Genomic DNA, 22,190 nt, shown 5'->3' on the forward strand with positions numbered 1-22,190 from the left:
CAACACGAACCAACAAGGCCCGGCCCATGTCCACCTGCGTTTTCATCCAGATCCGTTGTAAACCCGGCACCACTTACAAAGTCGCCGAAGAGATCGCGCTGCGTGAAATCCATTCCGAATTGTATTCCACAAGCGGCGAATACGACCTGCTGCTGAAGCTCTACATCCCCGAAACCGAGGATGTGGGCCATTTCATCAACGAAAACCTGCTGGTGATTCCCAATATCGAACGCTCGCTGACCACGATGACGTTCAAGGCGTTCTAGCCCAGTTCAAACGTCGTGATGCCATATATCCGGTCAAGGTCGATGTCTGGCGCGTGACTGGAATACATGCGCCCCGTTTCAAATACCTTGGTCAGCCCCAACTGTTTGGCCAATTCCATGGCTTGTGCGTTTGGATTAGGCTTGTCGATGAATACCTCGGCCTTTGCCTGATCGGCGGGTAGCGTCGTCAGAAGGGAAACCAAAAGCGCCTGCGCGATTTGTGGATTGTTGGCAAACAGAGGCCCGACCTTGTACCCGCTCAGGCAGCGCCGCAACGTTGCATAGCCTTTGATCCGCCCATTTTCCTCAAACACCCGCGAAACGTGGCTGGGTGCCTCCAACCAGCCGCGCAAGAACGTGTCGCGCGCGGCGGGGAACAGGCCTCGGTCATACGACTTTAGATCATCGGTTAGTGCGTTGATTGGACGAACCCGAGTGTCCTCCACGCGACCCAGGGCATCCAGGATGCCGCCGACGGTGCCCGCGAATCGATAATTGTCATACGCCAGTTCAAAACCGAATTTCCGATAGTTGTCCTGCTGTTCGACCACACCATCCATGCCCATGTTACGATCCTGGCAATGTGCCTTGACCGCTTCGGCGACCTGCAATCCGTATCCCGAGCCGCGAAACTCGGGACGCACGATGTAGAAGCCAAGAAATGCGTAGGCATCATCGTAGTTCACGGCGGATGCGGACGCGATCATCTGGCCGTCCAGGAAACCGCCCTTGAATCCTTCGGGGTCCGAACTGCGAAAACAGACCGCGTCGTGCAGCCCGGGGTTCCAGCCTTCCTGTCCCGCCCAATCTACAGCGGTTTGAAGTTCGTCTGCTGTTAAGGCGCGAATGACGTAATCGGGCATATCCGCATCTCCGTCGTAATTTCATGTGCAGCAAAGATGCCGTAGCAATCGCGAAAGAACCAGCATGTTCGGAGAGTTTGGTATCTGGAGCGGGCGAGGCGATTCGAACGCCCGACCCTAACCTTGGCAAGGTTATGCTCTACCCCTGAGCTACGCCCGCATCAGATACTTATATGGTCCGTAGACCTCTCAATGGAGCGGGCGAGGCGATTCGAACGCCCGACCCTAACCTTGGCAAGGTTATGCTCTACCCCTGAGCTACGCCCGCGCCGTTGAGTGAGGAGGGATGTATAAATTCCCACACGAGGCTGCAAGCGGAAAAACACAAAAAACGGCAAAAATCTTTCGACGGAAATTCGGGGCTGCGGTGTTCAAGAGATATAGCAATGAACGAAATAAGGGATTGGGCAGAGGAAATGAAAGATATTGCAGACATTAAAATGGCGGCATTGGCGGCGCTGATTGTTCTTACCACCGTGATCTACAGTCAGAGCGATGAAACACTGGCAGAGGCGCAGCCTAGCCTCCCGCATGCTCCTTTGATCGAAACGCAGGTTTTGACGGGCTAAATCGCGCGCTCAAACAGCCAATGCGAGATTCGCGATCGCGGCAATCAGAATTGCAGTGAAGGTCAGACCCATTCCGATCTGGCGCAGGATGATGATCTGTGGGGTCTTGCCAAAACCATAAGCGTGCAGAAGCCTGCCCGCCAAAAGTAACATCCCCAGCAGGTTCACAAGCCAGCCGCCAGCATCTTGCAGTTCGACCATGGCGATAAGCAGCAAAGCAAAGGGAGCGTATTCTGCGCAGTTCGCATGCGTTCGCATTGCCTTGATCATGGCTTTGTCGCCATGATCCCCGACCGATATTTTGCCCGCCCGGCGTTGCCGAATGACATTCACGCTGAGTGCGACGTACAGAAATGCGATCAACGCGGCGTAGATCGGGGTGATGGTCAGCATGCGGCCTCCTGATGTTGAAAGGGCCGCCCGGTTCCCCGAACGGCCCTTATTAGCTTAGAAGGCTAAACCGGTTATTCCAGTTCGACCAGCAGATCCTTGGCGTCGATTTGACCTCCAGGCTGGACGTGAACGGCCTTGACCACCGCGTCGCGCTCGGCGTGGATACCTGTTTCCATCTTCATCGCTTCGATGGTCAGCAGCAGATCGCCTTCTTTGACTTCTTGACCTGTGACAGCGGCAACAGTTGCAACGACACCCGGCATTGGCGCGCCGATATGGTTGGGGTTACCAACTTCGGCCTTTGGCCGCCGAGCGGTTGATGCTTTCACCAAACGGTTCGGCACGCGGATCACGCGGGGCTGACCGTTGAGTTCGAAGAACACGCGAACCTCGCCATTCTCGTCCGTCTCGCCGATGGCCTGACAGCGAATCTCCAGCGTCTTGCCTGGGTCGATCTCGGCGGTGATCTCCTCGCCCGGCTCCATGCCGTAAAAGAAGGTGCGCGTGGGGAGGGTACGGACCGGGCCATAGGTGCGGTGACGGCCCATATAGTCGAGGAACACCTTGGGATACATCAGATATCCGTTCAGGTCCTCGTCATCGATCTCTTTGCCCTCAAGCTGTTTGGACAAATCGGCGCGGGTGGCCTCGAGATCGACCGCTTCGACATGCTTGCCGGGGCGTTCGGTGTTGGGGGCCTCGTCCTTCAGGACCTTCTGGATGATTGTATCGGGGAACCCGCCCGGAGGCTGACCCAGATTGCCGCGCATCATGTCCACCACCGAGTCGGGGAAGGCGACATCAGTGTTAGGGTCTTCGACCTGCGCACGGGTCATGTTCTGGCTGACCATCATCAGTGCCATGTCACCGACCACCTTGGACGACGGCGTCACCTTGACGATATCGCCGAACATCTGGTTCACGTCCGCATACATCTGAGCAACCTCGTGCCAGCGCTCTTCCAGTCCAAGCGAACGCGCCTGTGCCTTGAGGTTGGTAAACTGACCACCAGGCATTTCGTGCAGATATACCTCGGAGGCCGGTGCCTGCAGGCTGGACTCGAAGGCCGCGTATTGGCCACGCACCGCCTCGAAATAGTCGCTGATCTCACGGATGGCCTTGATGTCCAGCCCGGTGTCTCGCTCGGTATGGCGCAACGCCTCGACCACGGTGCCGAGCGTTGCCTGAGAGGTGTTGCCGCTGAAACTGTCCATCGCGCAATCCACCGCGTCCACACCGGCCTCGGAGGCGGCCAGAATGGTAGCACTGGCGATGCCTGCGGTGTCGTGCGTGTGGAAATGGATCGGCAGCCCGACCTCTTCCTTCAGCGCCCGGATCAGGATCTTGGCGGAGGCCGGTTTCAGAAGCCCCGCCATATCCTTCAGGCCCAGCACATGTGCGCCCGCGTCACGCAGTTCCTTGGCCATGCCGACATAGTATTTGAGGTCATACTTAGCGCGGTCCGGGTCCAGAATATCGCCGGTATAGCAAACGGTGCCTTCACAGATCTTGTTGTTCTCGATCACCGCATCCATGGCGACGCGCATGTTCTCGACCCAGTTCAGCGAATCGAACACTCGGAACACGTCGACACCCTTGGCCGCCTGACGCACAAACTCCTGCACCACGTTATCGGGATAGTTGGTATAGCCAACCCCGTTCGCCCCGCGCAGCAGCATCTGGGTCATCAGGTTCGGCATCGCCTCACGCAGATCACGCAGGCGCTGCCAAGGGCATTCCTGCAGGAAGCGATAGGCGACATCGAAGGTTGCACCGCCCCAGCATTCGACGCTGAATAGCTGCGGCAAGTTCGCAGCATAGCTGGGTGCTACTTTGATCATATCGATCGAGCGCATCCGGGTTGCCAGCAGCGACTGGTGCCCGTCGCGCATGGTGGTGTCGGTGATCAGCAGTTGACGCTGCGCCTTCATCCAGTCAGCAACCGCCTGCGGGCCTTTTTGCTCCAGCAGGTTGCGGGTGCCCATCTGCGGTTCGGCCTTGGGCGCGGGGGGCCTGGCCTCTTTCAGGTCGGGGCGCGGCATCGGGCGGTCCTTGGTTTCGGGATGCCCGTTCACAGTGATGTCGGCGATATAGTTCAGAACCTTGGTGCCCCGGTCGCGGCGCTTCTTGAACTGGAACAGGTCCGGTGTCTCATCGATGAACTTGGTGGTGTATTCATTCGACAGGAAAGTCGGGTGCTTTAGCAGGTTTTCGACAAATGCGATGTTGGTGGAAACACCGCGCACACGGAATTCCCGCAGCGCACGGTCCATCCGCGCAATCGCCTTTTCTGGCGTTGGGGCCCAAGCGGTCACCTTGGTCAGCAGCGAATCGTAATACCGCGTGATCACACCGCCTGCATAAGCGGTGCCGCCATCCAGACGGATGCCCATGCCGGTGGCCGAGCGATAGGCGGTGATGCGGCCATAGTCGGGGATGAAGTTGTTTAGTGGGTCCTCGGTGGTCACGCGGGTCTGCAGCGCGTGGCCGTTCAGGCGAATGTCGGACTGCGTGGCCTTGCCGGTGGCCTCGGTCAGGGTCTTGCCCTCGGCGATCAGGATCTGAGCCTGCACGATGTCGATGCCGGTGACTTCCTCGGTGACAGTGTGTTCCACCTGCACGCGCGGGTTCACTTCGATGAAGTAGAACTTGCCGGTGTTCATATCCATCAGGAACTCGACGGTGCCCGCGCATTCATAGTTCACATGGGCGCAGATACGGCGGCCCAGCTCGCAGATTTCGGCGCGCTGTTCTTCGGTCAGGTACGGGGCAGGCGCGCGTTCCACGACCTTCTGGTTGCGGCGCTGGACCGAACAATCGCGCTCATAGAGGTGGTAGATCTCACCGTGCTTATCGCCGAGAATCTGTACCTCAACATGGCGGGCACGGGTGATCATCTTTTCCAGATAGCCCTCACCGTTGCCAAAGGCGGCCTCGGCTTCGCGGCGGCCTTCCAGCACTTTCTCTTCCAGCTCATCCTCGGACAGGATCGGGCGCATCCCGCGTCCGCCACCGCCCCAAGACGCTTTCAGCATCAGCGGATAGCCGATCTCGGCTGCCTCGGCCTTGATGGCTGCCATGTCGTCGCCCAACACCTCGGTCGCCGGGATAACCGGAACGTCGGCGGCAATCGCCACTTTCCGGGCGCTAGCCTTGTCGCCAAGCGCGCGCATGGTCTCGGCCTTGGGGCCGATGAAGGTGATGCCGTTTTGAACGCAGGCATCCACGAAATCCGGGTTTTCGGACAGCAAACCGTAACCAGGGTGGATCGCATCTGCGCCGCTTTCTTTGGCCACCCGGATGATCTCGTCAATCGACAGATACGCCGCAACCGGTCCCAGATCTGCGCCAATGCGATAGGCCTCATCCGCCTTGAACCGGTGCAGGCCCAACTTGTCCTCCTCGGCGAAGACCGCGACGGTGCGCTTGCCCATCTCGTTGGCTGCCCGCATCACACGGATGGCAATCTCGCCGCGATTGGCAATCAGGATTTTCTTGAAGTCTGTCATTTCAGGTCCCGGTCTTAATGGCTGTGGCCTTGTGCATAGGCGGACAATACGGCCACGTACATATGTAGTTCTGGGTAGAACCGGCATGTTAGCGCTCGCAAACGCCGCCCTTTTGCGCAAACTTATTGCACATGCTGCATTGCGGCATCAATCCCCCGTGGGAAAGAGCAAATAATGCCCGTTTCTCCGAATATCCTCGCTGCGCCCTTTGGAGGGATGATTCTATTTGATTTGAGCGAACAAGCCGTGAACAAACCCTTTCCCTCCGCGCCCATCCGGCGTAGTTTACCGGCATGAGCAGTTTTGACGAAATGGACGCCTTCGAAGGCGCATCGCTGTCGGCGCGGGCTATGGCTATGCCGTCGTTTGGGGACTACTTGAAGGTTCTCAACCCTAGCCAACTAGAGGCGGTAGAGCAATTGGACGGACCAGTGCTGATGCTGGCTGGTGCCGGAACCGGTAAAACTAGAGCGCTGATGTCGCGCTTGACTCATCTTGTGGCGAAGCGAAAAGCCAGTGCTGATCAAATTCTTGCAGTTACTTTCACCAACAAGGCGGCTCGCGAGATGCAGGATCGATTGCGTGATGATCCCTATCTATTGAAAGATCCGGTAAAGTGGATGGGAACCTTTCACTCAATCAGTGCCAAGCTGCTGCGGCGCCATGCGGAACTGGTGGGGTTGAAGTCTAACTTCACCATTCTGGATACCGATGATCAGAAACGCCTGCTGAAACAGGCTATGGAGTTGGCTAGTGTTGATGAGAAACGTCATCCGCCGCGATGGTTTGCTGGGGTCGTGGACGGTTGGAAAAACCAAGCATGGACTCCAGACAAGGTTCCAGCATCTGCGGACGTTGAACTATGGTGCGAACGCTTGTTTACCGAGGAGCAGGTAGCATCAGCGGATAAGACATACGAGTTCAAGCATCGAAATCCTGAAAGTGGAGCGATAGCTCGCCATGTCATTTCCGGCTCAGAGCTCTACCACAGATACCAGACTCGCCTACGCGAGCTGAATGCGGTGGATTTCGGCGACCTGTTGCTGCACATGGTCACGATTTTCCAAACCCACCCGGACGTGCTGGAGCAATACCAGCGTTGGTTCCGTTACATCCTTGTGGACGAGTATCAGGATACCAACGTCGCCCAATATCTCTGGCTTCGTCTGCTTGCAGGGGGCCACAAGAACATCTGTTGCGTCGGCGATGACGATCAGTCGATCTATGGCTGGCGCGGGGCCGAGGTGGGCAACATTCTGCGGTTCGAAAAGGACTTCCCTGGCGCCTTCGTGGTCCGGCTGGAACAGAACTACCGCTCGACCCCGCATATTCTGGCCGCTGCGTCCAACGTCATTCGTGGCAATGAAAGCCGCTTGGGCAAAGAACTTTGGACCGACCGCGAAGAGGGTGAAAAGGTCCGTCTGATCGGCCATTGGGATGGCGAGGAAGAAGCGCGTTGGATCGGGGAAGAGATCGACGCGATGCAAGGTGGCACGCGCGGTGTGCGGCCGATGAACCTTGATGAGATCGCGATCCTCGTACGCGCTTCGCACCAGATGCGGGCGTTTGAGGATCGGTTTTTGACCATTGGTCTGCCCTACAAAGTGATCGGAGGGCCGCGATTCTACGAGCGGATGGAGATCCGTGATGCCATGGCCTATTTCCGGCTGGTGGTCAGCCCCGAGGATGATCTGGCCTTCGAGCGGATCGTGAACACACCCAAACGCGGCCTCGGCGACAAGGCGCAGCAGACGATTCAGGTGGTGGCGCGCGAGAACGGAGTGTCTCTGGTCGAAGGCGCGCGGATTGCGGTCGATAACGGCCTGATCAAGGGCAAGGGTGGCAAGGCGCTGCGCGAACTGATCGACGGGTTGGCGCGGTGGAATGCAATGACGCGCGGGCCTCGGATCGAGGTGGACGATGATACGGTGATTGATGACGGTGTTTCACCGATCCGATACGGCGCGCCCGAGCATTCGCATATCGAGCTGGCGCAGATCGTCTTGGACGAATCCGGCTATACCGCGCATTGGCAGAACGAAAAGACGCCCGAGGCGCCGGGGCGGCTGGAAAACCTAAAAGAACTGGTCAATCAGCTGGACAATTTCGAAAACCTGCAAGGGTTTCTGGAGCATGTCAGTCTGGTGATGGATAACGAGCAGGACAGCGACGGGGCCAAAGTCTCGATCATGACGCTGCACGCGGCCAAGGGGCTGGAGTTTCCCGCGGTTTTCCTTCCGGGGTGGGAGGATGGATTGTTCCCCTCTCAGCGTTCGATGGACGAATCCGGTCTCAAAGGCCTCGAAGAAGAACGAAGGCTGGCCTATGTCGGTATTACCCGTGCAGAAGAAGTCTGTACGATTTCCTTTGCAGCCAACCGACGGGTGTTCGGACAATGGCAGAATTCGATGCCGTCCCGGTTCATTGATGAGTTGCCCGAAGATCATGTGGAAGTGCTGACACCTCCGGGGCTCTATGGGGGTGGTCAGCAGGCAGCCGGGATCGAAACCCGCGCAGCCGAGGCGAATGTCTATAACTCTCCGGGCTGGAAGCGGATGCAGGCGCGGCAGGGGCAATATGGCATGTCACAGCCAAAAGAAAGCCGGAATACTGTGATTGATGCGACCGCCGTGGCCAGCTTTACGCTGGGCGAGCGTGTGTTTCACCAGAAATTCGGCTATGGCGCAGTGATCGGCATCGAAGGTGATAAAGTCGAGGTCGATTTCGACAAGGCAGGGGTGAAGAAAGTGGTCTCGCGCTTTCTGACCAACAAGGATGACGTGCCGTTCTGAAGCTTACAACCCTTCGACCAGCACAAGATTCGCCGTCGCCGTTTTTTGCCTGATCTTGGCCAATTCGACATAGTCCGGATCGTCCTTCCACGCGTTTGCGGCAGCCATATCCGGAAACTCCATCAGGACGATCCCATCTTCTTCCCAACTGCCTTCGATCACTTCAACAGGTTTTGAGGATACGGTCAGAAGCCTTCCGCCATGTCGGTCAAAGATCGGCATGAATCCTTCGAGGTATTTCTGGTACCCAACCGGGTCATGAATGGAAATCTGGGCGATGAAATAAGCGGCCATGGGAGACTCCTGACAAAGCGTTCACGACCCCAGCCTACATCTTGTGCGCAAAAAACGAAAAACGGCGGTCCCCAGGGAGGAGGAGGGGAACCGCCGTTCTTTTCTACATCAGGGCAGGGAGGAGGAAGCCCCGATGTATCCGAACCCGGGTTTGATCCCGGTATGAGGAAGACGCGGCGACGTCAGGGAGGAGGAAGACGTCGCCGCGCGCTTTCAACATCGAGGCAGGGAGGAGGAGAGCCCCGATGTATCAGGTTCCGGCGGTCAGGGCCGGTATTAGGTGCGGCAACGTCAGGGAGGAGGAGAGACGCTGCCGCTGAAATACAGGTCCGAAAGGGAGGAGGACGGACCTGAACTCGGTGTTCTTGTTGCGCTTACCGCGCGATCTGCTCTTCGGTGGCCTGTTGGGCCAGCCGGCGGATCATCGAGCGGTGCAAGCCCAGATCAGCCAATTCCCGATCTGACAGTCCCGACAATTCGTTGACTGTCTGACGGTACAGGCGATAACGAGCAACCCGGGTTTTCACGGTCTCAACCAGCGTTGAGATTCCATTTGCCGGTGTGCCTTTCAGAGCTGTTTGTGTGCTTGCGACTGCCATCTTCATGATCCGTTCATTCTTACTGTTGCCGGCATCGTCCGGCGTTTGCTTGAGACTGAAGATAGGCAAATGCTGCGATTGCACAATAGTTCGCGTCGTCAATGCTGCTATGCAGCAAATGCATGGATTGGCAGGATAATCCGGTACGCCCCAATAATTGCCTTTAAAATACTGGTTTTCGCGTGTGGTTGACGTTTCGTGTGTCCAGACCCTGTGATGGTGACCGCTCATCTATTGAGCGGAATTGGCGTTTGTTTGGGCATGTTGTGTCAACTCAAGAGGGGCAAATCTTCTCACCGCAGGTCCGGCGCCTGGGGTGATGGTGCTATGGGAAAGCATGGGGCGACTATGGGAAAGGCCCTGTAAAGGGACCGCGATTCGTCCTCTTCGGCTGTCATTCATGAGTGTCTGCGCCAAATAATCCATAATTCTGAAAGTTATTGGGAATTCATGGGAGGAATAATTTAGGCGTCAATTCTTGCATATTTAGTGTTATTGAGCATCGTGGGCACAATTTGTGGCATATCTGATCCAAGTTTCGATTGTATTAGTCTTGATCTGAAGCCTGCATCAGGCCTCCATATGTAAATTTCCTATTGATTTCCATGAATTCCCATGGCATCCCTTGTGTACCCGATGAGGGCGAGGACAGTTGAGGGGCACCAAACGACCCCGAACCAAAAATACAAAAACAGGTTTCATACAGGCATCTCGCTTTCATCACTTAACAGATCCGGCGCGCGGGCGAGCAGACATCCCCCCAGGTGGCGCGCGCAGCTGGACATCCCGCAAAGCGGGTCAATGCGGCGGGTTGATCAGTGGCAGCAGATCAACCCGCCGTTTTACTTCCGGGGGGAACGTGAATTTTGAGGTGGGGCGCAAGCGAAAGGGACAGTCGTCTTGGCGCGCAGGTTTAGAGGCGAAAGCCAGCATAAGGTGGATACGAAGGGCAGGGTCTCGATCCCGGCCTCGTTTCGTCGTGTGCTTGAGGCCTCGGACCCCAGCTGGCAACCCGGTGACAATCCTGAACTCGTGATTGTCTATGGCGACCACCGCCGCAAATACCTTGAATGTTACACCATGGAAGCGATCGACGAGGTGGATGCCAAGATCGATGCGCTGCCACGTGGCTCGATGCAGCGTCGGATGCTACAGCGGATGTTCCATGGTCAGTCCTTCCCGACCAATGTGGACGAAACGGGTCGTTTGGTGCTGCCCGCAAAGCTGCGCAGCAAGATCGACCTTGAAAACGAGGCGTTCTTTATCGCTGCCGGTGATACCTTCCAGATCTGGAAGCCCGAGACATACGAGGCCGAAGAACTGGCCACGACCGAGGAATGGCTTGACGATCTGCCGGATGATTTCGATCCGATGCAGTATCTCGATGGCATCGGGGATGGGTGACGGCATGGCCGGCGCTCAGACCTCATCGGACAAACCTCATATCCCCGTTCTTCTGCGCCCGTTGTTGGCCGCCGTGGCGCCGGTATCCGGTGCCTGGCTGGACGGCACATTCGGCGCAGGCGGCTATACTCGTGCGTTGCTGGAGGCCGGGGCCGAGAAAGTCATTGGCGTCGATCGCGACCCACTGGCATTTGAAATGGCCGCTAACTGGGCTGGGGAATACGGTGATCGGTTGGTGATGCAGCAGGGCGTGTTCTCTCGCATGGATGAATATGCGCAGGATCTGGACGGCGTGGTGCTGGATCTTGGTGTCTCATCCATGCAGTTGGATCAGGCTGAACGCGGTTTTTCCTTCATGAAAGACGGTCCGTTGGACATGCGGATGAGCCAGGACGGTGAAAGCGCAGCTGATCTGGTGAATACGGCAACCGAGACGCAATTGGCCGACATCCTGTTCCATTTCGGTGAGGAACGCGCCAGTCGTCGAATAGCAAAGGCCATCGTCAAGGCGCGGGCCGAAGAACCGATCACAGCAACTCTGCGGCTGGTCGAGATTATCGAATCCTGCCTGCCGCGCCCCAAACCGGGCCAATCGCACCCGGCGACGCGCAGTTTTCAGGGGCTACGGATCGCGGTGAACGCAGAATACGAAGAACTGTTTCAGGGGCTTATGGCCGCCGAGCGCGCATTGAAGCCGGGCGGTCAACTGGCCGTTGTGACTTTCCATTCCATAGAGGACCGGATGGTGAAGCGGTTCTTCCAATCGCGCGCGGGCAAAACCGGACGCGCCAACCGTTATGCGCCTGAGATGGAGCAGGAGAAGCCGCAATTCACACTCAAGACCCGCAAGGCCGTTGGGCCGGATGAGCAGGAACTTGAAGAAAACCCACGTGCACGCTCTGCAAAATTGCGTGTCGCGATAAGAACGGATGCCCCGGCAGGGAAAATTGAGGCCCGGGCCATCGGCATGCCGCAATTGGGGGGAAGGGCAAGATGAAGAGTATTCTGTATGTGTTGACTGCACTGTCCGTGTTCGGGTTGGCGCTTTGGGCTTATCAAGAGAACTACCGCACGCAGCAGGTGCTGAAGGAAACGCAGTCGCTGCAAGGCCAGATCGGTATGGCGCAGGCGCGACTCGCCGTGCTGAATGCCGAATGGGCCTATCTAAACCGGCCTGATCGTTTGCGTGAGCTGGCGGACTTGAATTTCGAACGTCTCAGCTTGCTGCCTCTGCGGGCTGAGCAGTTTGGTCGCGCCGATCAGATTTCCTATGGCGAGGACCCGGATCTGCCCATCGTCGACCCGCTTGAAATACAGGACGTCACTGACATTCAGGCACTGATCGAGGTGCAGGTTCCATGACCCGTACACCACTTCGCCCTCTGGCCCGTATCCTCGACGCCCGTGCAAAGGGTGAAAACCCCAAGGCGATTGAGAGAGAGAACATCCGCAAACGCCACGAAGACATGAAAGACCGCGCCCGCGCGCGCGCCGAGGGCCGCCTGTTGGTGTTGGGTCTTTTCTTCTTTTGCGCCTTTTCGGTCGTAGGCTTTCGTATGGGCGTTCTGGCGACATCCGAGGCGCAAGAACCATTGGCAAGTGCGCCGGGGGCCTCCATCGCCATGCAACGCGCCAATATCGTGGATCGCGAAGGCCGTATTCTGGCGACCAATCTGGACACCTATTCTGTCTATGCGCAGCCTCCGTTGATGATTGACCCGATCGCCGCAGCCGAGCAACTGGTCGCTATTTTCCCTGATCTGGAAAAAGAGCGTTTGGTCAAAGACTTCACCGGTAAGCGAAAATTCCTGTGGATCAAGAAGCGCATCTCGCCCGAGCAGAAGCAGGCGGTGCATGACATCGGAGATCCCGGCATCCTGTTCGGCCCGCGCGAAATGCGGCTATATCCCAATGGCAGACTCGCGGCGCATATTCTGGGCGGCTCGGGCTTTGGCCGCGAAGGTGTCAGCGCAGCTGAGGTGATCGGCGTAGCTGGCGTCGAAAAACAGTTCGACGGCTATCTGCGCGACCCGGCCAACGGCAACAAGCCGCTGCAACTGTCGCTGGATCTGACCGTTCAAGCGGCGGTAGAACAAGTGCTTTATGGCGGCATGAAGATCATGAACGCCAAAGGAGCCTCTGCGGTTCTGATGAACGCCCATACGGGCGAGGTCGTCTCGGCCGCGTCGTTGCCGTCTTTTGACCCCAATGACCGTCCTCGCCCGCCGACCTCAGGCTTCGATCCCTCGGACAGCCCGCTGTTCAATCGCTACGTACAGGGTGTCTATGAGCTGGGTTCGGTGTTCAAAATCTTCACCGCCGCGCAGGCGGTGCAGCTAGGTCTGGTGAACTCCAACACCATCATTGACACTTCCGGCCCAATGAAAATCGGGCGCTTCCCGATCGGCGAGTTTAACGGCAAGAATTATGGTGAGATCAGTGTCTCGGATGTAATCAAGTACAGCTCGAACCGAGGCACCGGGCGGCTGGCCTTGCAAATCGGGGCCGACCGGCAACAGGATTTTCTGAACGCGCTAGGCATGTTCGACCCAACCCCATTCGAGATTGTCGAGGCCAAGGGCGGGCAACCGCTCAAGCCCAAGAAATGGGGCGAGTTGAGCACCGTGACGATTTCTTATGGCCACGGCCTTTCGACCAGCCCCATGCATCTGGCCGCTGGTTACGCAGCGATTGCCAATGGCGGGTACTATGTCAGCCCCACGATCCTGCGCCGCAATGGCCCGCAATACGGCCCTCGCGTGATGTCCGAAAACACCGCCAAGCAGGCGCAAAATATGCTACGCAAAGTGGTCACGGATGGCACCGCCAGCTTTGGTGATGTCAAAGGGTACGACGTGGCGGGAAAAACCGGTACTGCCGATAAACCCAAGCCGCGTGGCGGGTACTATGAGGACAAGGTGATTGCCACCTTCGCCACCATCTTCCCGGCTTATGATCCGAAATATGTGCTAATCGTCACGCTGGATGAACCGTCCATCGTAGCCTATGGCGAAAAGCGCCGCACGGCGGGTTGGACTGCCGTTCCCGTTGCTGCCGAACTGATTGGACGGGTGGCGCCGCTATTGGGTCTCAGACCCCGGCTTGAGCCTGAGGCGCGCGCTGCTATAACGCTGACCTCAAATTAGGCTGTCCAGCGAAAGGTGGGTCATGGGCAATCGGTCAAAGAAACTCAGCGAACTGGCCCTGACCGCACGGGGAGGGGCCAATCCCGAAATCACCGGTCTGGCTGTCGACAGCCGCGAGGTCAAAGACGGCTTCCTGTTCGCAGCTCTTCCCGGCACCCGCGTCCATGGCGGTGAGTTCATCCAATACGCCTTGCGCATGGGGGCCGCCGCGATCCTGACGGACGCGAAAGGGGCCGAGATCGCCACCGACGAACTGGCCGCATCCGATGCTGCGCTGATCGTCACGGAAGACCCCCGTCAGGCACTGGCAGGGGCCGCCGCCCTTTGGTTTGGCGCGCAACCGCAGACTATCGTGGCGGTCACCGGCACCAATGGAAAAACCTCGGTCGCCAGTTTCGTCCGCCAGATCTGGACCGAGCTTGGACTTGCCGCCGTCAACCTGGGCACCACCGGGGTCGAGGGCGCATGGACTGCGCCGCTGGCCCATACAACACCCGAGCCGGTCACTCTGCACCGCTGTCTCGCCGAAGCTGCCGAAAATGGCGTGACCCATGCGGCGATGGAGGCCTCCTCGCACGGGCTTGAACAGCGTCGCTTGGACGGGGTGCATCTGACCGCTGCCGGGTTCTCGAATTTCACGCAGGATCATCTGGACTATCACGACACGTTCGAGGCTTATTTCGCAGCCAAGGCGGGTCTGTTTGATCGTGTGCTGCCCGAAGACGGGGTCGCTGTGGTCAACCTTGGTGATCCCAAGGGTGCCGAGATGCGCAAGATCGCCGAGGCACGCGGCCAGAATATCATCACCGTAGGCCCTGAGGGTTCTGATCTTTGTCTTCTGAATCAACGCTTTGACGCGACCGGGCAGGATTTGCGCTTTTCATGGAAAGGCAAGGCCTATCAAACCCGCCTGAATCTGATCGGCGGCTTTCAGGCCGAGAACGTTTTGCTGGCTTGCGGATTGGTCATCGCGGCGGGCGAGGACCCCGACCGCGTGTTCGAAACCTTGCCGCACCTGATCACCGTGCGCGGACGGATGCAGCTGGCTGCCACCCGCGACAACGGCGCGGCGGTGTTTGTCGATTACGCGCATACGCCGGATGCCGTGGCCACTGCACTGAAGGCGATGCGCCCGCATGTCATGGGACGTCTGATCGCCATTGTTGGTGCAGGCGGTGACCGAGACGCCACTAAACGCCCATTGATGGGGCGGGCCGCTGCTGAAAACGCCGATCTGGTCTTTGTTACCGATGACAACCCACGCAGCGAAGACCCGGCCACCATCCGCGGTGCTGTCATGTTGGGCGCACCCGAAGCCACGGAAGTCGGCGACCGGGCCGAGGCCATCCTGCGCGGCATCGACGCGCTGCAACCGGGCGACGCTCTGCTGATTGCGGGCAAGGGACACGAAACCGGCCAGATCGTCGGAGATCAGGTCCTGCCCTTTGACGATGTGGAACAGGCCAGTATCAGCGTTGCCGCGCTGGACGGGAGGGTCGCATGACGCTCTGGACCGCAGCCGAGGCCGCAGAGGCCACCAACGGGCGCGCCACCACCGATTGGCAGGTGAACGGCGTCTCCATCGACACGCGCACCCTGCAGCCGGGTGACCTGTTCGTTGCGTTGAAGGCTGCCCGCGACGGCCATGATTTCGTCGCCCAAGCGCTTGTAAAAGGCGCAGGCGCAGCGCTTGTGTCGCATATTCCCGAAGGCGTGCCCGAAGATGCACCGCTGTTGATCGTCGACGATGTGCAGACGGGTCTAGAGGCGTTGGGGCAGGCGGCTCGCGCCCGGACAGGTGCGCGCGTGGTGGGGGTGACTGGCAGCGTGGGTAAAACCTCGACCAAGGAAATGCTGGCCAGCATTCTGGAGACGCAAGGCAAAACTCATGCCAGCGTCGCCAGCTACAATAACCATTGGGGCGTGCCTTTGACGCTGGCGCGAATGCCGCGCGACACCGAGTTCGCGGTGATCGAGATCGGCATGAATCATCCGGGCGAAATCGCTCCGCTGGCGCGTCAGGCGCAACCGCATGTGGGGCTGGTGACCACAGTAGCCGCCGTCCACCTCGAAGCCTTCGACTCGGTTGCGGGTATTGCTTTTGAAAAGGCTGCGATCTTCGACGGGCTGGCCGAGGGCGGCACCGCTATCGTCAACGCCGATATCGAACACGCGGGCATCTTGCGCGACTGCGCCGCTGCGCATGGTGCAAGGATCGTCGAATTTGGCCACAAGGCGCGGGACTATGCCCTGACCAACGTGCTCCAAGGCCCTGACTCGGTGCGGGGACACGGTATTGTCGGCGGCGCAGACATCACATTCGATGTCCAATCCGCGGGAACTCACTTTGCTATGAATGCGCTGGGCGCTCTGGCGGCCTGTGTCGCGCTGGGGGTCGATCTGGATCAGGCGATTGCCGGTCTGCGCGGCTGGTCTCCGGTCAAAGGGCGCGGTGTGCGCGAGGTGATCGCGCTGCCAGATGGCGGGCAGATTGAACTGCTCGATGACAGCTACAACGCCAATCCAACCTCGATGGAGGCCGCTCTCGACGTGCTGTCTGCGTCGGCGGGCAAACGCAAGATCGCGTTTCTGGGCGACATGAAAGAGCTTGGTGCGCAAGAGCAGGCGATGCACGCCGCCATGGCCGAGGTGCCTGCGATGGCGCATGTCGATCAGGTTCATTGCATCGGCCCGTTGATGCAAGCGCTGCATCAGGCTCTGCCCGAGGGCAAGCGCGGGTTGTGGACGGAAACCAGCGATGAGATGGCCGCCCATCTGCCGGAATTGATCCGTAGCGGCGATGTAGTGATGGCCAAGGGCTCCCTCAGCATGGCTCTGGCGCAGATCGTTGACGGTCTGCGGCAAATGGGGCATGGCAGCGCGCCAGAGAGCCGCCGTATTGTGAGAAAGGTTTTGTAATGCTCTATTGGTTAACCGCCCTGTCGGACGGAGGGGATTTCTGGAACCTCTTCCGCTATATCACCTTCCGGGCAGGGGGCGCCTTTCTGACTGCGCTGATCTTTGGGTTTTTGTTCGGAAAACCCTTGATCAACGTATTGCGCAAACGGCAAGGCAAAGGTCAACCGATCCGCGATGACGGCCCCGAGGCGCATCTGTCCAAGGCTGGAACCCCTACCATGGGCGGGCTGCTGATCGTGGGTGCGCTGGTCACCTCGACCCTGATCTGGGCGCGCTGGGACAATCCATATGTCTGGATGGTACTGTTCGTGACGCTGGCCTATGCGGCCATCGGCTTTGCGGACGATTATGCCAAGGTCTCAAAGCAGAACACAAAGGGCGTTTCCGGTAAAATGCGGTTGGCGCTGGGGATCATCATCGCCGTGCTGGCGTCACTCTGGGCGACGCTGCACCATCCCAGCGATTTGCAAAACCAACTGGCTCTGCCGGTGTTCAAGGATACGCTGATCAATCTTGGCCTTTTCTATATCCCCTTTGCGGTGATCGTCATTGTGGGTGCGGCCAACGCGGTGAACCTGACAGATGGTCTGGACGGGCTGGCGATCATGCCCGCGATGATCGCGGCCTCGACCCTTGGTGTGATTGCCTATGCGGTTGGGCGGGTCGACTTCACCGAGTATCTTGATGTTCACTATGTGCCTGGCACCGGTGAAATCTTCATCTTCACTTCAGCGCTGTTCGGTGCGGGGCTGGGATTCTTGTGGTACAACGCCCCTCCGGCGGCGGTTTTCATGGGTGATACCGGATCACTGGCTCTGGGTGGTGCGCTGGGCGCGATTGCCGTGGCTACCAAACACGAGTTGGTATTGGCAGTCGTGGGCGGGCTGTTCGTGGTTGAAGCTTTAAGTGTGATCATCCAGGTTCTATATTTCAAACGGACCGGAAAGCGCGTGTTCCTGATGGCGCCGATCCATCACCATTATGAGAAAAAGGGTTGGGCTGAACCCACCATCGTGATCCGGTTCTGGATCATTTCACTGATCTTAGCGATGATCGGGCTGGCGACGCTGAAAGTCAGATGAGCCCGCGTTGCATCGTGCTTTCTGGATGCTCCGGTGGTGGCAAATCAACACTGCTGGAGGAGATGGCCCGACGCGGATATTCAACAGTTTCCGAGCCGGGTCGTCGTGTCATTGCCGAGGAAAGACAAGGTGGTGGTCGCGCTCTGCCTTGGGTCAACTCCGAGGTATTCTGCCGCAGGATCATTGAACTTGCGATATCTGACTTCAGCAATGCCAAAGATGATCTTGTGCTATTTGATCGTTCGGCATTGGACGCGCTGATTTGGTTTGATCGAACCGGTACACCGTTGGAGACCAAAGTGCGTGAACAGATACTACACTTGGGCTACGACCCATGCGTGTTTCTCTTTCCTCCTTGGCCTGAGATATTCGAACAGGATGATGACCGGCGGCACAACTTGGCCGCAGCTATTGCGGAATACGATGCTTTGTGCGACCGGTTACCAGACTATGGGTTCGTAATAGAAAACGTTCCAAAAGGGCCGGTCTCTTGGCGGGCGGACTGGCTGGAAGAGCGGCTCGGATAGAAGGTGTATGGCAATGATCCCGGTCAAAGGGTTTTCAGGGCAGAAAGTAGCGGTTCTGGGGCTAGGTCGGTCGGGTCTGACCACCGCACGAGCGCTGCGCGCTGGCAGGGCTGAGCCGATCTGCTGGGATGACAACCCCGCCGCGCGTGAAGCGGCAGAGGTCGAGGGATTCTCGTGTGTCGATCTGCGCCGCCACGCGGCGTTTGACGATATTGCCGCACTAATTGTCTCGCCCGGCATCCCTCATCTCTACCCCGCGCCGAACCCGGTTGTGGCCGCTGCGTTGGAAGCCGGAGTTCCGGTCGACAATGATATAGGTCTGTTCTTTCGCTCTTTCGCAGGCCCTGAATGGAACAACTACGACATCCCACCGCGCGTCATCGCGGTGACGGGATCGAATGGCAAATCAACCACCGCTGCGTTGATCCACCATATCCTGACCGAGTCCGGGCGCGACTCGCAACTGGCGGGCAACATTGGGCGCGGCGTGCTGGACATCGACCCAGGTAGCGATGGATCGGTCGTGGTACTGGAGCTATCGAGCTACCAGACCGAACTGGCCCGCGCACTGACGCCGGATGTGGCGGTTTTCACCAATCTTTCACCTGATCACTTGGATCGACATGGTGGAATGGGTGGTTACTTTGCCGCCAAGCGTCGCCTGTTCGCCGAAGGCGGCCCGGATCGCGCCGTGATCGGCATCGATGAAGCCGAGGGCGCGTTTCTGGCCGGGCAACTGGCCGAGGGGCCGTCGGATGACCGGGTGATCCGCGTCTCGGTGGCGCGCAAGCTGACCGGGTCGGGTTGGCAGGTCTTTGCCCGCAAGGGTTTCCTGTCGGAATACCGCAAGGGCCGACAGGCCGGATCGATCGACCTGCGTGAGATCAAGGGCCTGCCCGGTGCGCATAATCACCAGAACGCCTGCGCCGCCTATGCCGCCTGCCGATCGCTGGGCCTTGCTCCGCGCGTGATCGAAGACGCGCTGCACAGCTTCCCGGGTCTGCCGCACCGCAGTCAGATCATCGCCGAGGCGGACGGTGTGACCTATGTGAATGACTCGAAAGCCACCAACGTAGATAGCGCCCTCAAAGCCTTGAGCGCGTTCAAGAAGATACGTTGGATCTGTGGCGGGCTTGAGAAAGAAGGCGGGCTTGAGGCGCTGAACGGGGCAGGGGACCACGTAATCAAGGCCTACGTCATCGGGCGTGAGGCGGCGAGCTTTGCAATGCAGTTGCAGGCCGATGCGCAAGTCTGCACCACTATGGAAGCGGCGGTTATGCAGGCCATGGCCGATGCGCAGCCCGGTGAAACCGTTCTATTGGCACCTGCTGCGGCCAGTTTCGACCAGTATGACAACTTCGAGCAACGTGGCGATGACTTCGTGGTTCAGGTTAAAAAACACCTCTGAAAGCAATGCGTTTGCAATAGATCGCCGGTTCGGCGAAGCTGTGGGCCTATCTGCTTGACGCACTGCCTGCATTGGTTTTTGCCTTCAGGAAATTCAACACGAGGTCATGAATATGCCAAACCGTAAACTTCTTCTGGTCGTACCAGCGCTGCTGGCTGCTGCGGCTTGCACCAATACCGGGGCCAACTATCAGCCCGTGATCGATGGCCCGGTAGGCCCTAACTACAACTCGGACCTGTATCAGTGCCAGCAACTTGCAGCCTCGCAGGCCAGCGTTGACGGATCGACCGCAGGTAATGCCGCAATCGGCGCTGCAGGTGCTGCAGCCGTCACCGGCATCGTTCAGGACAGCAGCGACAACCTGGGTCGCGCCGCCGTTGCCGGTGCGTTGGTTGGTGCAGGCGCTGACGTGATCAACAAGAACCAGAACAAGGAAGTCATCGTGCGCAACTGTATGCGCGGACGGGGTTACAACGTCGTAGGCTAACGGCTTGCGATGGCACTTCCGGCGGCGTGGCCCGAGGACCACGCCCATTGGAAGTTGTAACCGCCAAGCCAGCCGGTGACATCCACCGCTTCACCAATGACATAGAGGCCGGGGACATCCCTGGCCTCCATGGTTTTGGACGACAGCCCGTCAGTGTCGATTCCGCCCAGAGTGACCTCGGCGGTGCGATAGCCCTCGGTGCCCGACGGCGTAAGCCGCCAGTTGGACAATGCGGCGATCAGTTCCGACAGCGCCGTGTCGGACTGATCCGCAAGATTGCCCTTCATCGGGATATGGTGTGCGAGGTATTCCACCAGACGCGTGGGCAGGTGGCGTGCCAATTCGGTGGTCAGCGCCTTGCGCCCAACAGCCTGCCGCTGATCGCGAAGCAGATCGTATAAAGGCAAATCGGGGATCAGGTTGACCCATATTGCCTCACCCTCGCGCCAGTACGAAGACAATTGCAGTACCGAAGGACCGCTCAACCCGCGATGGGTGAACAACAAAGCCTCGTCGAAACTGCTGCGCTCGTTTGATAGTCGAGCGGGCAGGGAGACGCCGGACAGATCCTTGAACCGACCGTCCGAGAAGGTGAACGGCACCAGCGCCGCCCGTGTCTCGGTTATCTGCAGCCCGAATTGCTGCGCGATGTCATAGGCCAACCCCGTTGCGCCCATTTTGGGGATCGATTTGCCACCCGTGGCCAGAACCAGATTGCGACAGGTCAGAGGGATGTGCTTGCCATCGCGTTCGACATCCAAAGCGAAACCGCTTTCGGTTTTGCGCAAGTTGCGCAGCGACGTCTGCACCCAGAGCTCGGCCTCGGCCTTGACCATTTCATTCAGCAGCATCTGGACGATCTGTTTCGAAGACCCGTCGCAGAACAATTGCCCAAGCGTTTTTTCATGCCATGCAATGCCATGGCGATCGACCAGCTCGATGAAGTCCCACTGTGTATATCGCGCCAGCGCTGATTTGCTGAAATGCGGATTCTGAGACAGGAAATTGCCCGGTCCCGCATACATATTGGTGAAATTGCATCGTCCACCACCCGAGATGCGGATCTTTTCTCCGGGAGCTTTTGCATGGTCGATCACCAGCGCCTGGCCACCGCAATGGGCTGCGCACATCATGCCGGCCGCGCCAGCACCGAGGATGATCGTCTCGAAATCCATATGCTGCGCATGGCGTGGATTGTGAGCGATGGCAAGAGCGCAGACCAAAAACGGTGTGGGTTTGGCCCACGGAATTTCTCAGCAGCACATGGGTTTGTGCCATATGGTATGTGGATTTTTACTCGTAGTGCATTCTGACATGCTAGGCTCTGTGCTAATGCTTGCCGGTTAGATCCATTTGAAGGGATAAAAATATGCGCTTTCCAAACTTCATTACAGACTTTCCAAGACTAGACGTGCCATTTCCCGAAGACGTCGTGCAGACGGCAGTCATTCGATCTGATGCTGGTTTGGTCGCCTTTTTTACTTTTCTTAAAGAAATGGAACTCCCACTACATTCACATGGTGCCCAATGGGGTACGGTGGTGGAAGGAGAAATTGAACTCACCATTGGCGGAGAGACGAAAGTTTATCTGCCCGGCGACAGCTATTCTATCCCAGCCGGAGTGGAGCATGGCGGGCGCATCAAGGCGGGTTCCCGAGTGATCGATGTGTTTGAAGAGCCTGACAGATACCCCATCAAAGACTGACGATTTACTTTTTGAACAATGACGTTGGGCGCGGTTGATATTTGGATAAACTCAAACCGAGCCTCAACGGGCCGTCGATCAGAACAGGCAGCATGCGCTGCTTGAATGCATGCGCGTTTGTCAACGGCGGCTCATCGTTCCGGAATTCCAGTTCTGCCTGTCATTCTGCTAGCCCAAATGTAAAAATCCCTGTAGACTCTCAACCAGATCCCGAAAACGGGACGTTA

20 protein-coding genes and 2 tRNA genes are annotated in these 22,190 nt (G+C 58.3%); 14 read left to right on the top strand and 8 right to left on the bottom strand.

The window, feature by feature from the left end:
* Positions 1–26 precede the first annotated feature (26 nt).
* Positions 27–266 carry an Lrp/AsnC family transcriptional regulator gene (locus ACR0L9_RS03595; RefSeq protein WP_170325761.1) on the top strand — a complete coding sequence of 80 codons (240 nt, stop codon included), beginning with the start codon at positions 27–29 and terminating at the stop codon, positions 264–266.
* On the opposite strand, the gene ACR0L9_RS03600 is transcribed toward ACR0L9_RS03595, so the two are convergent.
* The 3 genes from ACR0L9_RS03600 to ACR0L9_RS03610 all read right to left on the bottom strand — a co-directional run bounded on the left by ACR0L9_RS03600 (position 263) and on the right by ACR0L9_RS03610 (position 1,397).
* Positions 263–1,129 (bottom strand): GNAT family N-acetyltransferase, encoded by an 867-nt coding sequence (locus ACR0L9_RS03600; protein WP_170512318.1) that lies wholly within the window; start codon positions 1,127–1,129, stop codon positions 263–265. The genes ACR0L9_RS03595 and ACR0L9_RS03600 overlap by 4 nt on opposite strands.
* 85 nt (positions 1,130–1,214) lie before the next feature.
* Positions 1,215–1,289, bottom strand: a tRNA-Gly gene (locus tag ACR0L9_RS03605).
* Positions 1,290–1,322: 33 nt separating this feature from the next.
* Positions 1,323–1,397: transfer RNA gene (locus tag ACR0L9_RS03610), tRNA-Gly, on the bottom strand.
* 148 nt (positions 1,398–1,545) lie between these two features.
* On the opposite strand from ACR0L9_RS03610, the gene ACR0L9_RS03615 reads away from it, so the two are divergent.
* A complete protein-coding gene (locus ACR0L9_RS03615; RefSeq protein WP_170609401.1) occupies positions 1,546–1,698 on the top strand; it encodes a hypothetical protein in 153 nt (50 codons plus the stop codon).
* Between the two features lie 9 nt (positions 1,699–1,707).
* Here the strand turns inward: ACR0L9_RS03615 and ACR0L9_RS03620 are convergent, their stop codons facing one another.
* Both ACR0L9_RS03620 and ACR0L9_RS03625 read right to left on the bottom strand, forming a co-directional pair.
* Positions 1,708–2,091 carry an MAPEG family protein gene (locus tag ACR0L9_RS03620; RefSeq protein ID WP_480894810.1) on the bottom strand — a complete coding sequence of 128 codons (384 nt, stop codon included), beginning with the start codon at positions 2,089–2,091 and terminating at the stop codon, positions 1,708–1,710.
* 71 nt (positions 2,092–2,162) lie between these two features.
* Positions 2,163–5,600: a pyruvate carboxylase gene (locus tag ACR0L9_RS03625; protein ID WP_480894812.1), complete on the bottom strand. Its 3,438-nt coding sequence runs from the start codon at positions 5,598–5,600 to the stop codon at positions 2,163–2,165.
* Between the two features lie 293 nt (positions 5,601–5,893).
* Between ACR0L9_RS03625 and ACR0L9_RS03630 the strand changes: the two genes are divergently transcribed.
* Positions 5,894–8,392, top strand: a complete 2,499-nt coding sequence (locus tag ACR0L9_RS03630; protein WP_480894814.1) for an ATP-dependent helicase — start codon at positions 5,894–5,896, stop codon at positions 8,390–8,392.
* Between the two features lie 3 nt (positions 8,393–8,395).
* On the opposite strand, the gene ACR0L9_RS03635 is transcribed toward ACR0L9_RS03630, so the two are convergent.
* Together ACR0L9_RS03635 and ACR0L9_RS03640 are read right to left on the bottom strand one after the other, a co-directional pair.
* Positions 8,396–8,686 (bottom strand): DUF1330 domain-containing protein, encoded by a 291-nt coding sequence (locus ACR0L9_RS03635; protein ID WP_170512277.1) that lies wholly within the window; start codon positions 8,684–8,686, stop codon positions 8,396–8,398.
* A 374-nt stretch (positions 8,687–9,060) separates the two neighbouring features.
* Positions 9,061–9,285 (bottom strand): DUF1127 domain-containing protein, encoded by a 225-nt coding sequence (locus ACR0L9_RS03640; RefSeq protein ID WP_170392061.1) that lies wholly within the window; start codon positions 9,283–9,285, stop codon positions 9,061–9,063.
* Positions 9,286–10,221: 936 nt separating this feature from the next.
* Here ACR0L9_RS03640 and mraZ point away from each other — a divergent pair.
* The 10 genes from mraZ (at position 10,222) to ACR0L9_RS03690 (ending at position 20,258) form a co-directional block, all read left to right on the top strand.
* The gene (mraZ, locus tag ACR0L9_RS03645) at positions 10,222–10,689 is read left to right on the top strand and encodes a division/cell wall cluster transcriptional repressor MraZ (protein WP_480894816.1); all 468 of its coding nucleotides are present in this window, start codon (positions 10,222–10,224) and stop codon (positions 10,687–10,689) included.
* A 4-nt stretch (positions 10,690–10,693) separates the two neighbouring features.
* Positions 10,694–11,686, top strand: coding sequence for a 16S rRNA (cytosine(1402)-N(4))-methyltransferase RsmH (gene rsmH / locus ACR0L9_RS03650; RefSeq protein WP_480894925.1), 993 nt, complete (start codon positions 10,694–10,696; stop codon positions 11,684–11,686).
* The gene (gene ftsL / locus ACR0L9_RS03655; RefSeq protein WP_170392057.1) at positions 11,683–12,051 is read left to right on the top strand and encodes a cell division protein FtsL; all 369 of its coding nucleotides are present in this window, start codon (positions 11,683–11,685) and stop codon (positions 12,049–12,051) included. The genes rsmH and ftsL overlap by 4 nt, the downstream gene beginning before the upstream one ends.
* Entirely contained in the window at positions 12,048–13,835 is a 1,788-nt protein-coding gene (locus tag ACR0L9_RS03660) for a peptidoglycan D,D-transpeptidase FtsI family protein (RefSeq protein WP_170392055.1), read from the top strand. The genes ftsL and ACR0L9_RS03660 overlap by 4 nt, the downstream gene beginning before the upstream one ends.
* Positions 13,836–13,857: 22 nt before the next feature.
* Positions 13,858–15,339 carry a UDP-N-acetylmuramoyl-L-alanyl-D-glutamate--2,6-diaminopimelate ligase gene (locus ACR0L9_RS03665; protein WP_480894818.1) on the top strand — a complete coding sequence of 494 codons (1,482 nt, stop codon included), beginning with the start codon at positions 13,858–13,860 and terminating at the stop codon, positions 15,337–15,339.
* On the top strand, positions 15,336–16,754 hold the full coding sequence (locus ACR0L9_RS03670; protein ID WP_480894820.1) for a UDP-N-acetylmuramoyl-tripeptide--D-alanyl-D-alanine ligase: 1,419 nt from the start codon (positions 15,336–15,338) through the stop codon (positions 16,752–16,754). Before ACR0L9_RS03665 ends, ACR0L9_RS03670 begins: the two co-directional genes overlap by 4 nt.
* On the top strand, positions 16,754–17,836 hold the full coding sequence (gene mraY / locus ACR0L9_RS03675; RefSeq protein WP_170392049.1) for a phospho-N-acetylmuramoyl-pentapeptide-transferase: 1,083 nt from the start codon (positions 16,754–16,756) through the stop codon (positions 17,834–17,836). The genes ACR0L9_RS03670 and mraY overlap by 1 nt, the downstream gene beginning before the upstream one ends.
* Positions 17,833–18,363, top strand: coding sequence for an AAA family ATPase (locus tag ACR0L9_RS03680; RefSeq protein ID WP_170420824.1), 531 nt, complete (start codon positions 17,833–17,835; stop codon positions 18,361–18,363). The genes mraY and ACR0L9_RS03680 overlap by 4 nt, the downstream gene beginning before the upstream one ends.
* Positions 18,364–18,376: 13 nt before the next feature.
* On the top strand, positions 18,377–19,771 hold the full coding sequence (murD, locus tag ACR0L9_RS03685) for a UDP-N-acetylmuramoyl-L-alanine--D-glutamate ligase (RefSeq protein ID WP_480894927.1): 1,395 nt from the start codon (positions 18,377–18,379) through the stop codon (positions 19,769–19,771).
* 112 nt (positions 19,772–19,883) lie between these two features.
* Positions 19,884–20,258 carry a glycine zipper family protein gene (locus tag ACR0L9_RS03690; RefSeq protein WP_255611713.1) on the top strand — a complete coding sequence of 125 codons (375 nt, stop codon included), beginning with the start codon at positions 19,884–19,886 and terminating at the stop codon, positions 20,256–20,258.
* Here ACR0L9_RS03690 and ACR0L9_RS03695 read toward each other — a convergent pair.
* The gene (locus ACR0L9_RS03695; RefSeq protein WP_170801888.1) at positions 20,255–21,433 is read right to left on the bottom strand and encodes a BaiN/RdsA family NAD(P)/FAD-dependent oxidoreductase; all 1,179 of its coding nucleotides are present in this window, start codon (positions 21,431–21,433) and stop codon (positions 20,255–20,257) included. The two genes, ACR0L9_RS03690 and ACR0L9_RS03695, sit on opposite strands and share 4 nt — an antisense overlap.
* A 236-nt stretch (positions 21,434–21,669) precedes the next feature.
* On the opposite strand from ACR0L9_RS03695, the gene ACR0L9_RS03700 reads away from it, so the two are divergent.
* A complete protein-coding gene (locus ACR0L9_RS03700; RefSeq protein ID WP_480894823.1) occupies positions 21,670–21,963 on the top strand; it encodes a cupin domain-containing protein in 294 nt (97 codons plus the stop codon).
* Positions 21,964–22,190 lie beyond the last annotated feature (227 nt).

This window comes from Ruegeria sp. I3 (assembly GCF_056532525.1).

Bases quoted from the DNA above. Each gene is read 5' to 3' on its own strand.
- ACR0L9_RS03595 (WP_170325761.1), top strand. From the start codon at position 27: ATGTCCACCTGCGTTTTCATCCAGATCCGTTGTAAACCCGGCACCACT.
- ACR0L9_RS03600 (WP_170512318.1), bottom strand. From the start codon at position 1,129: ATGCCCGATTACGTCATTCGCGCCTTAACAGCAGACGAACTTCAAACC.
- ACR0L9_RS03615 (WP_170609401.1), top strand. From the start codon at position 1,546: ATGAAAGATATTGCAGACATTAAAATGGCGGCATTGGCGGCGCTGATT.
- ACR0L9_RS03620 (WP_480894810.1), bottom strand. From the start codon at position 2,091: ATGCTGACCATCACCCCGATCTACGCCGCGTTGATCGCATTTCTGTAC.
- ACR0L9_RS03625 (WP_480894812.1), bottom strand. From the start codon at position 5,600: ATGACAGACTTCAAGAAAATCCTGATTGCCAATCGCGGCGAGATTGCC.
- ACR0L9_RS03630 (WP_480894814.1), top strand. From the start codon at position 5,894: ATGAGCAGTTTTGACGAAATGGACGCCTTCGAAGGCGCATCGCTGTCG.
- ACR0L9_RS03635 (WP_170512277.1), bottom strand. From the start codon at position 8,686: ATGGCCGCTTATTTCATCGCCCAGATTTCCATTCATGACCCGGTTGGG.
- ACR0L9_RS03640 (WP_170392061.1), bottom strand. From the start codon at position 9,285: ATGGCAGTCGCAAGCACACAAACAGCTCTGAAAGGCACACCGGCAAAT.
- rsmH (WP_480894925.1), top strand. From the start codon at position 10,694: ATGGCCGGCGCTCAGACCTCATCGGACAAACCTCATATCCCCGTTCTT.
- ftsL (WP_170392057.1), top strand. From the start codon at position 11,683: ATGAAGAGTATTCTGTATGTGTTGACTGCACTGTCCGTGTTCGGGTTG.
- ACR0L9_RS03660 (WP_170392055.1), top strand. From the start codon at position 12,048: ATGACCCGTACACCACTTCGCCCTCTGGCCCGTATCCTCGACGCCCGT.
- ACR0L9_RS03665 (WP_480894818.1), top strand. From the start codon at position 13,858: ATGGGCAATCGGTCAAAGAAACTCAGCGAACTGGCCCTGACCGCACGG.
- ACR0L9_RS03670 (WP_480894820.1), top strand. From the start codon at position 15,336: ATGACGCTCTGGACCGCAGCCGAGGCCGCAGAGGCCACCAACGGGCGC.
- mraY (WP_170392049.1), top strand. From the start codon at position 16,754: ATGCTCTATTGGTTAACCGCCCTGTCGGACGGAGGGGATTTCTGGAAC.
- ACR0L9_RS03680 (WP_170420824.1), top strand. From the start codon at position 17,833: ATGAGCCCGCGTTGCATCGTGCTTTCTGGATGCTCCGGTGGTGGCAAA.
- murD (WP_480894927.1), top strand. From the start codon at position 18,377: ATGATCCCGGTCAAAGGGTTTTCAGGGCAGAAAGTAGCGGTTCTGGGG.
- ACR0L9_RS03690 (WP_255611713.1), top strand. From the start codon at position 19,884: ATGCCAAACCGTAAACTTCTTCTGGTCGTACCAGCGCTGCTGGCTGCT.
- ACR0L9_RS03695 (WP_170801888.1), bottom strand. From the start codon at position 21,433: ATGGATTTCGAGACGATCATCCTCGGTGCTGGCGCGGCCGGCATGATG.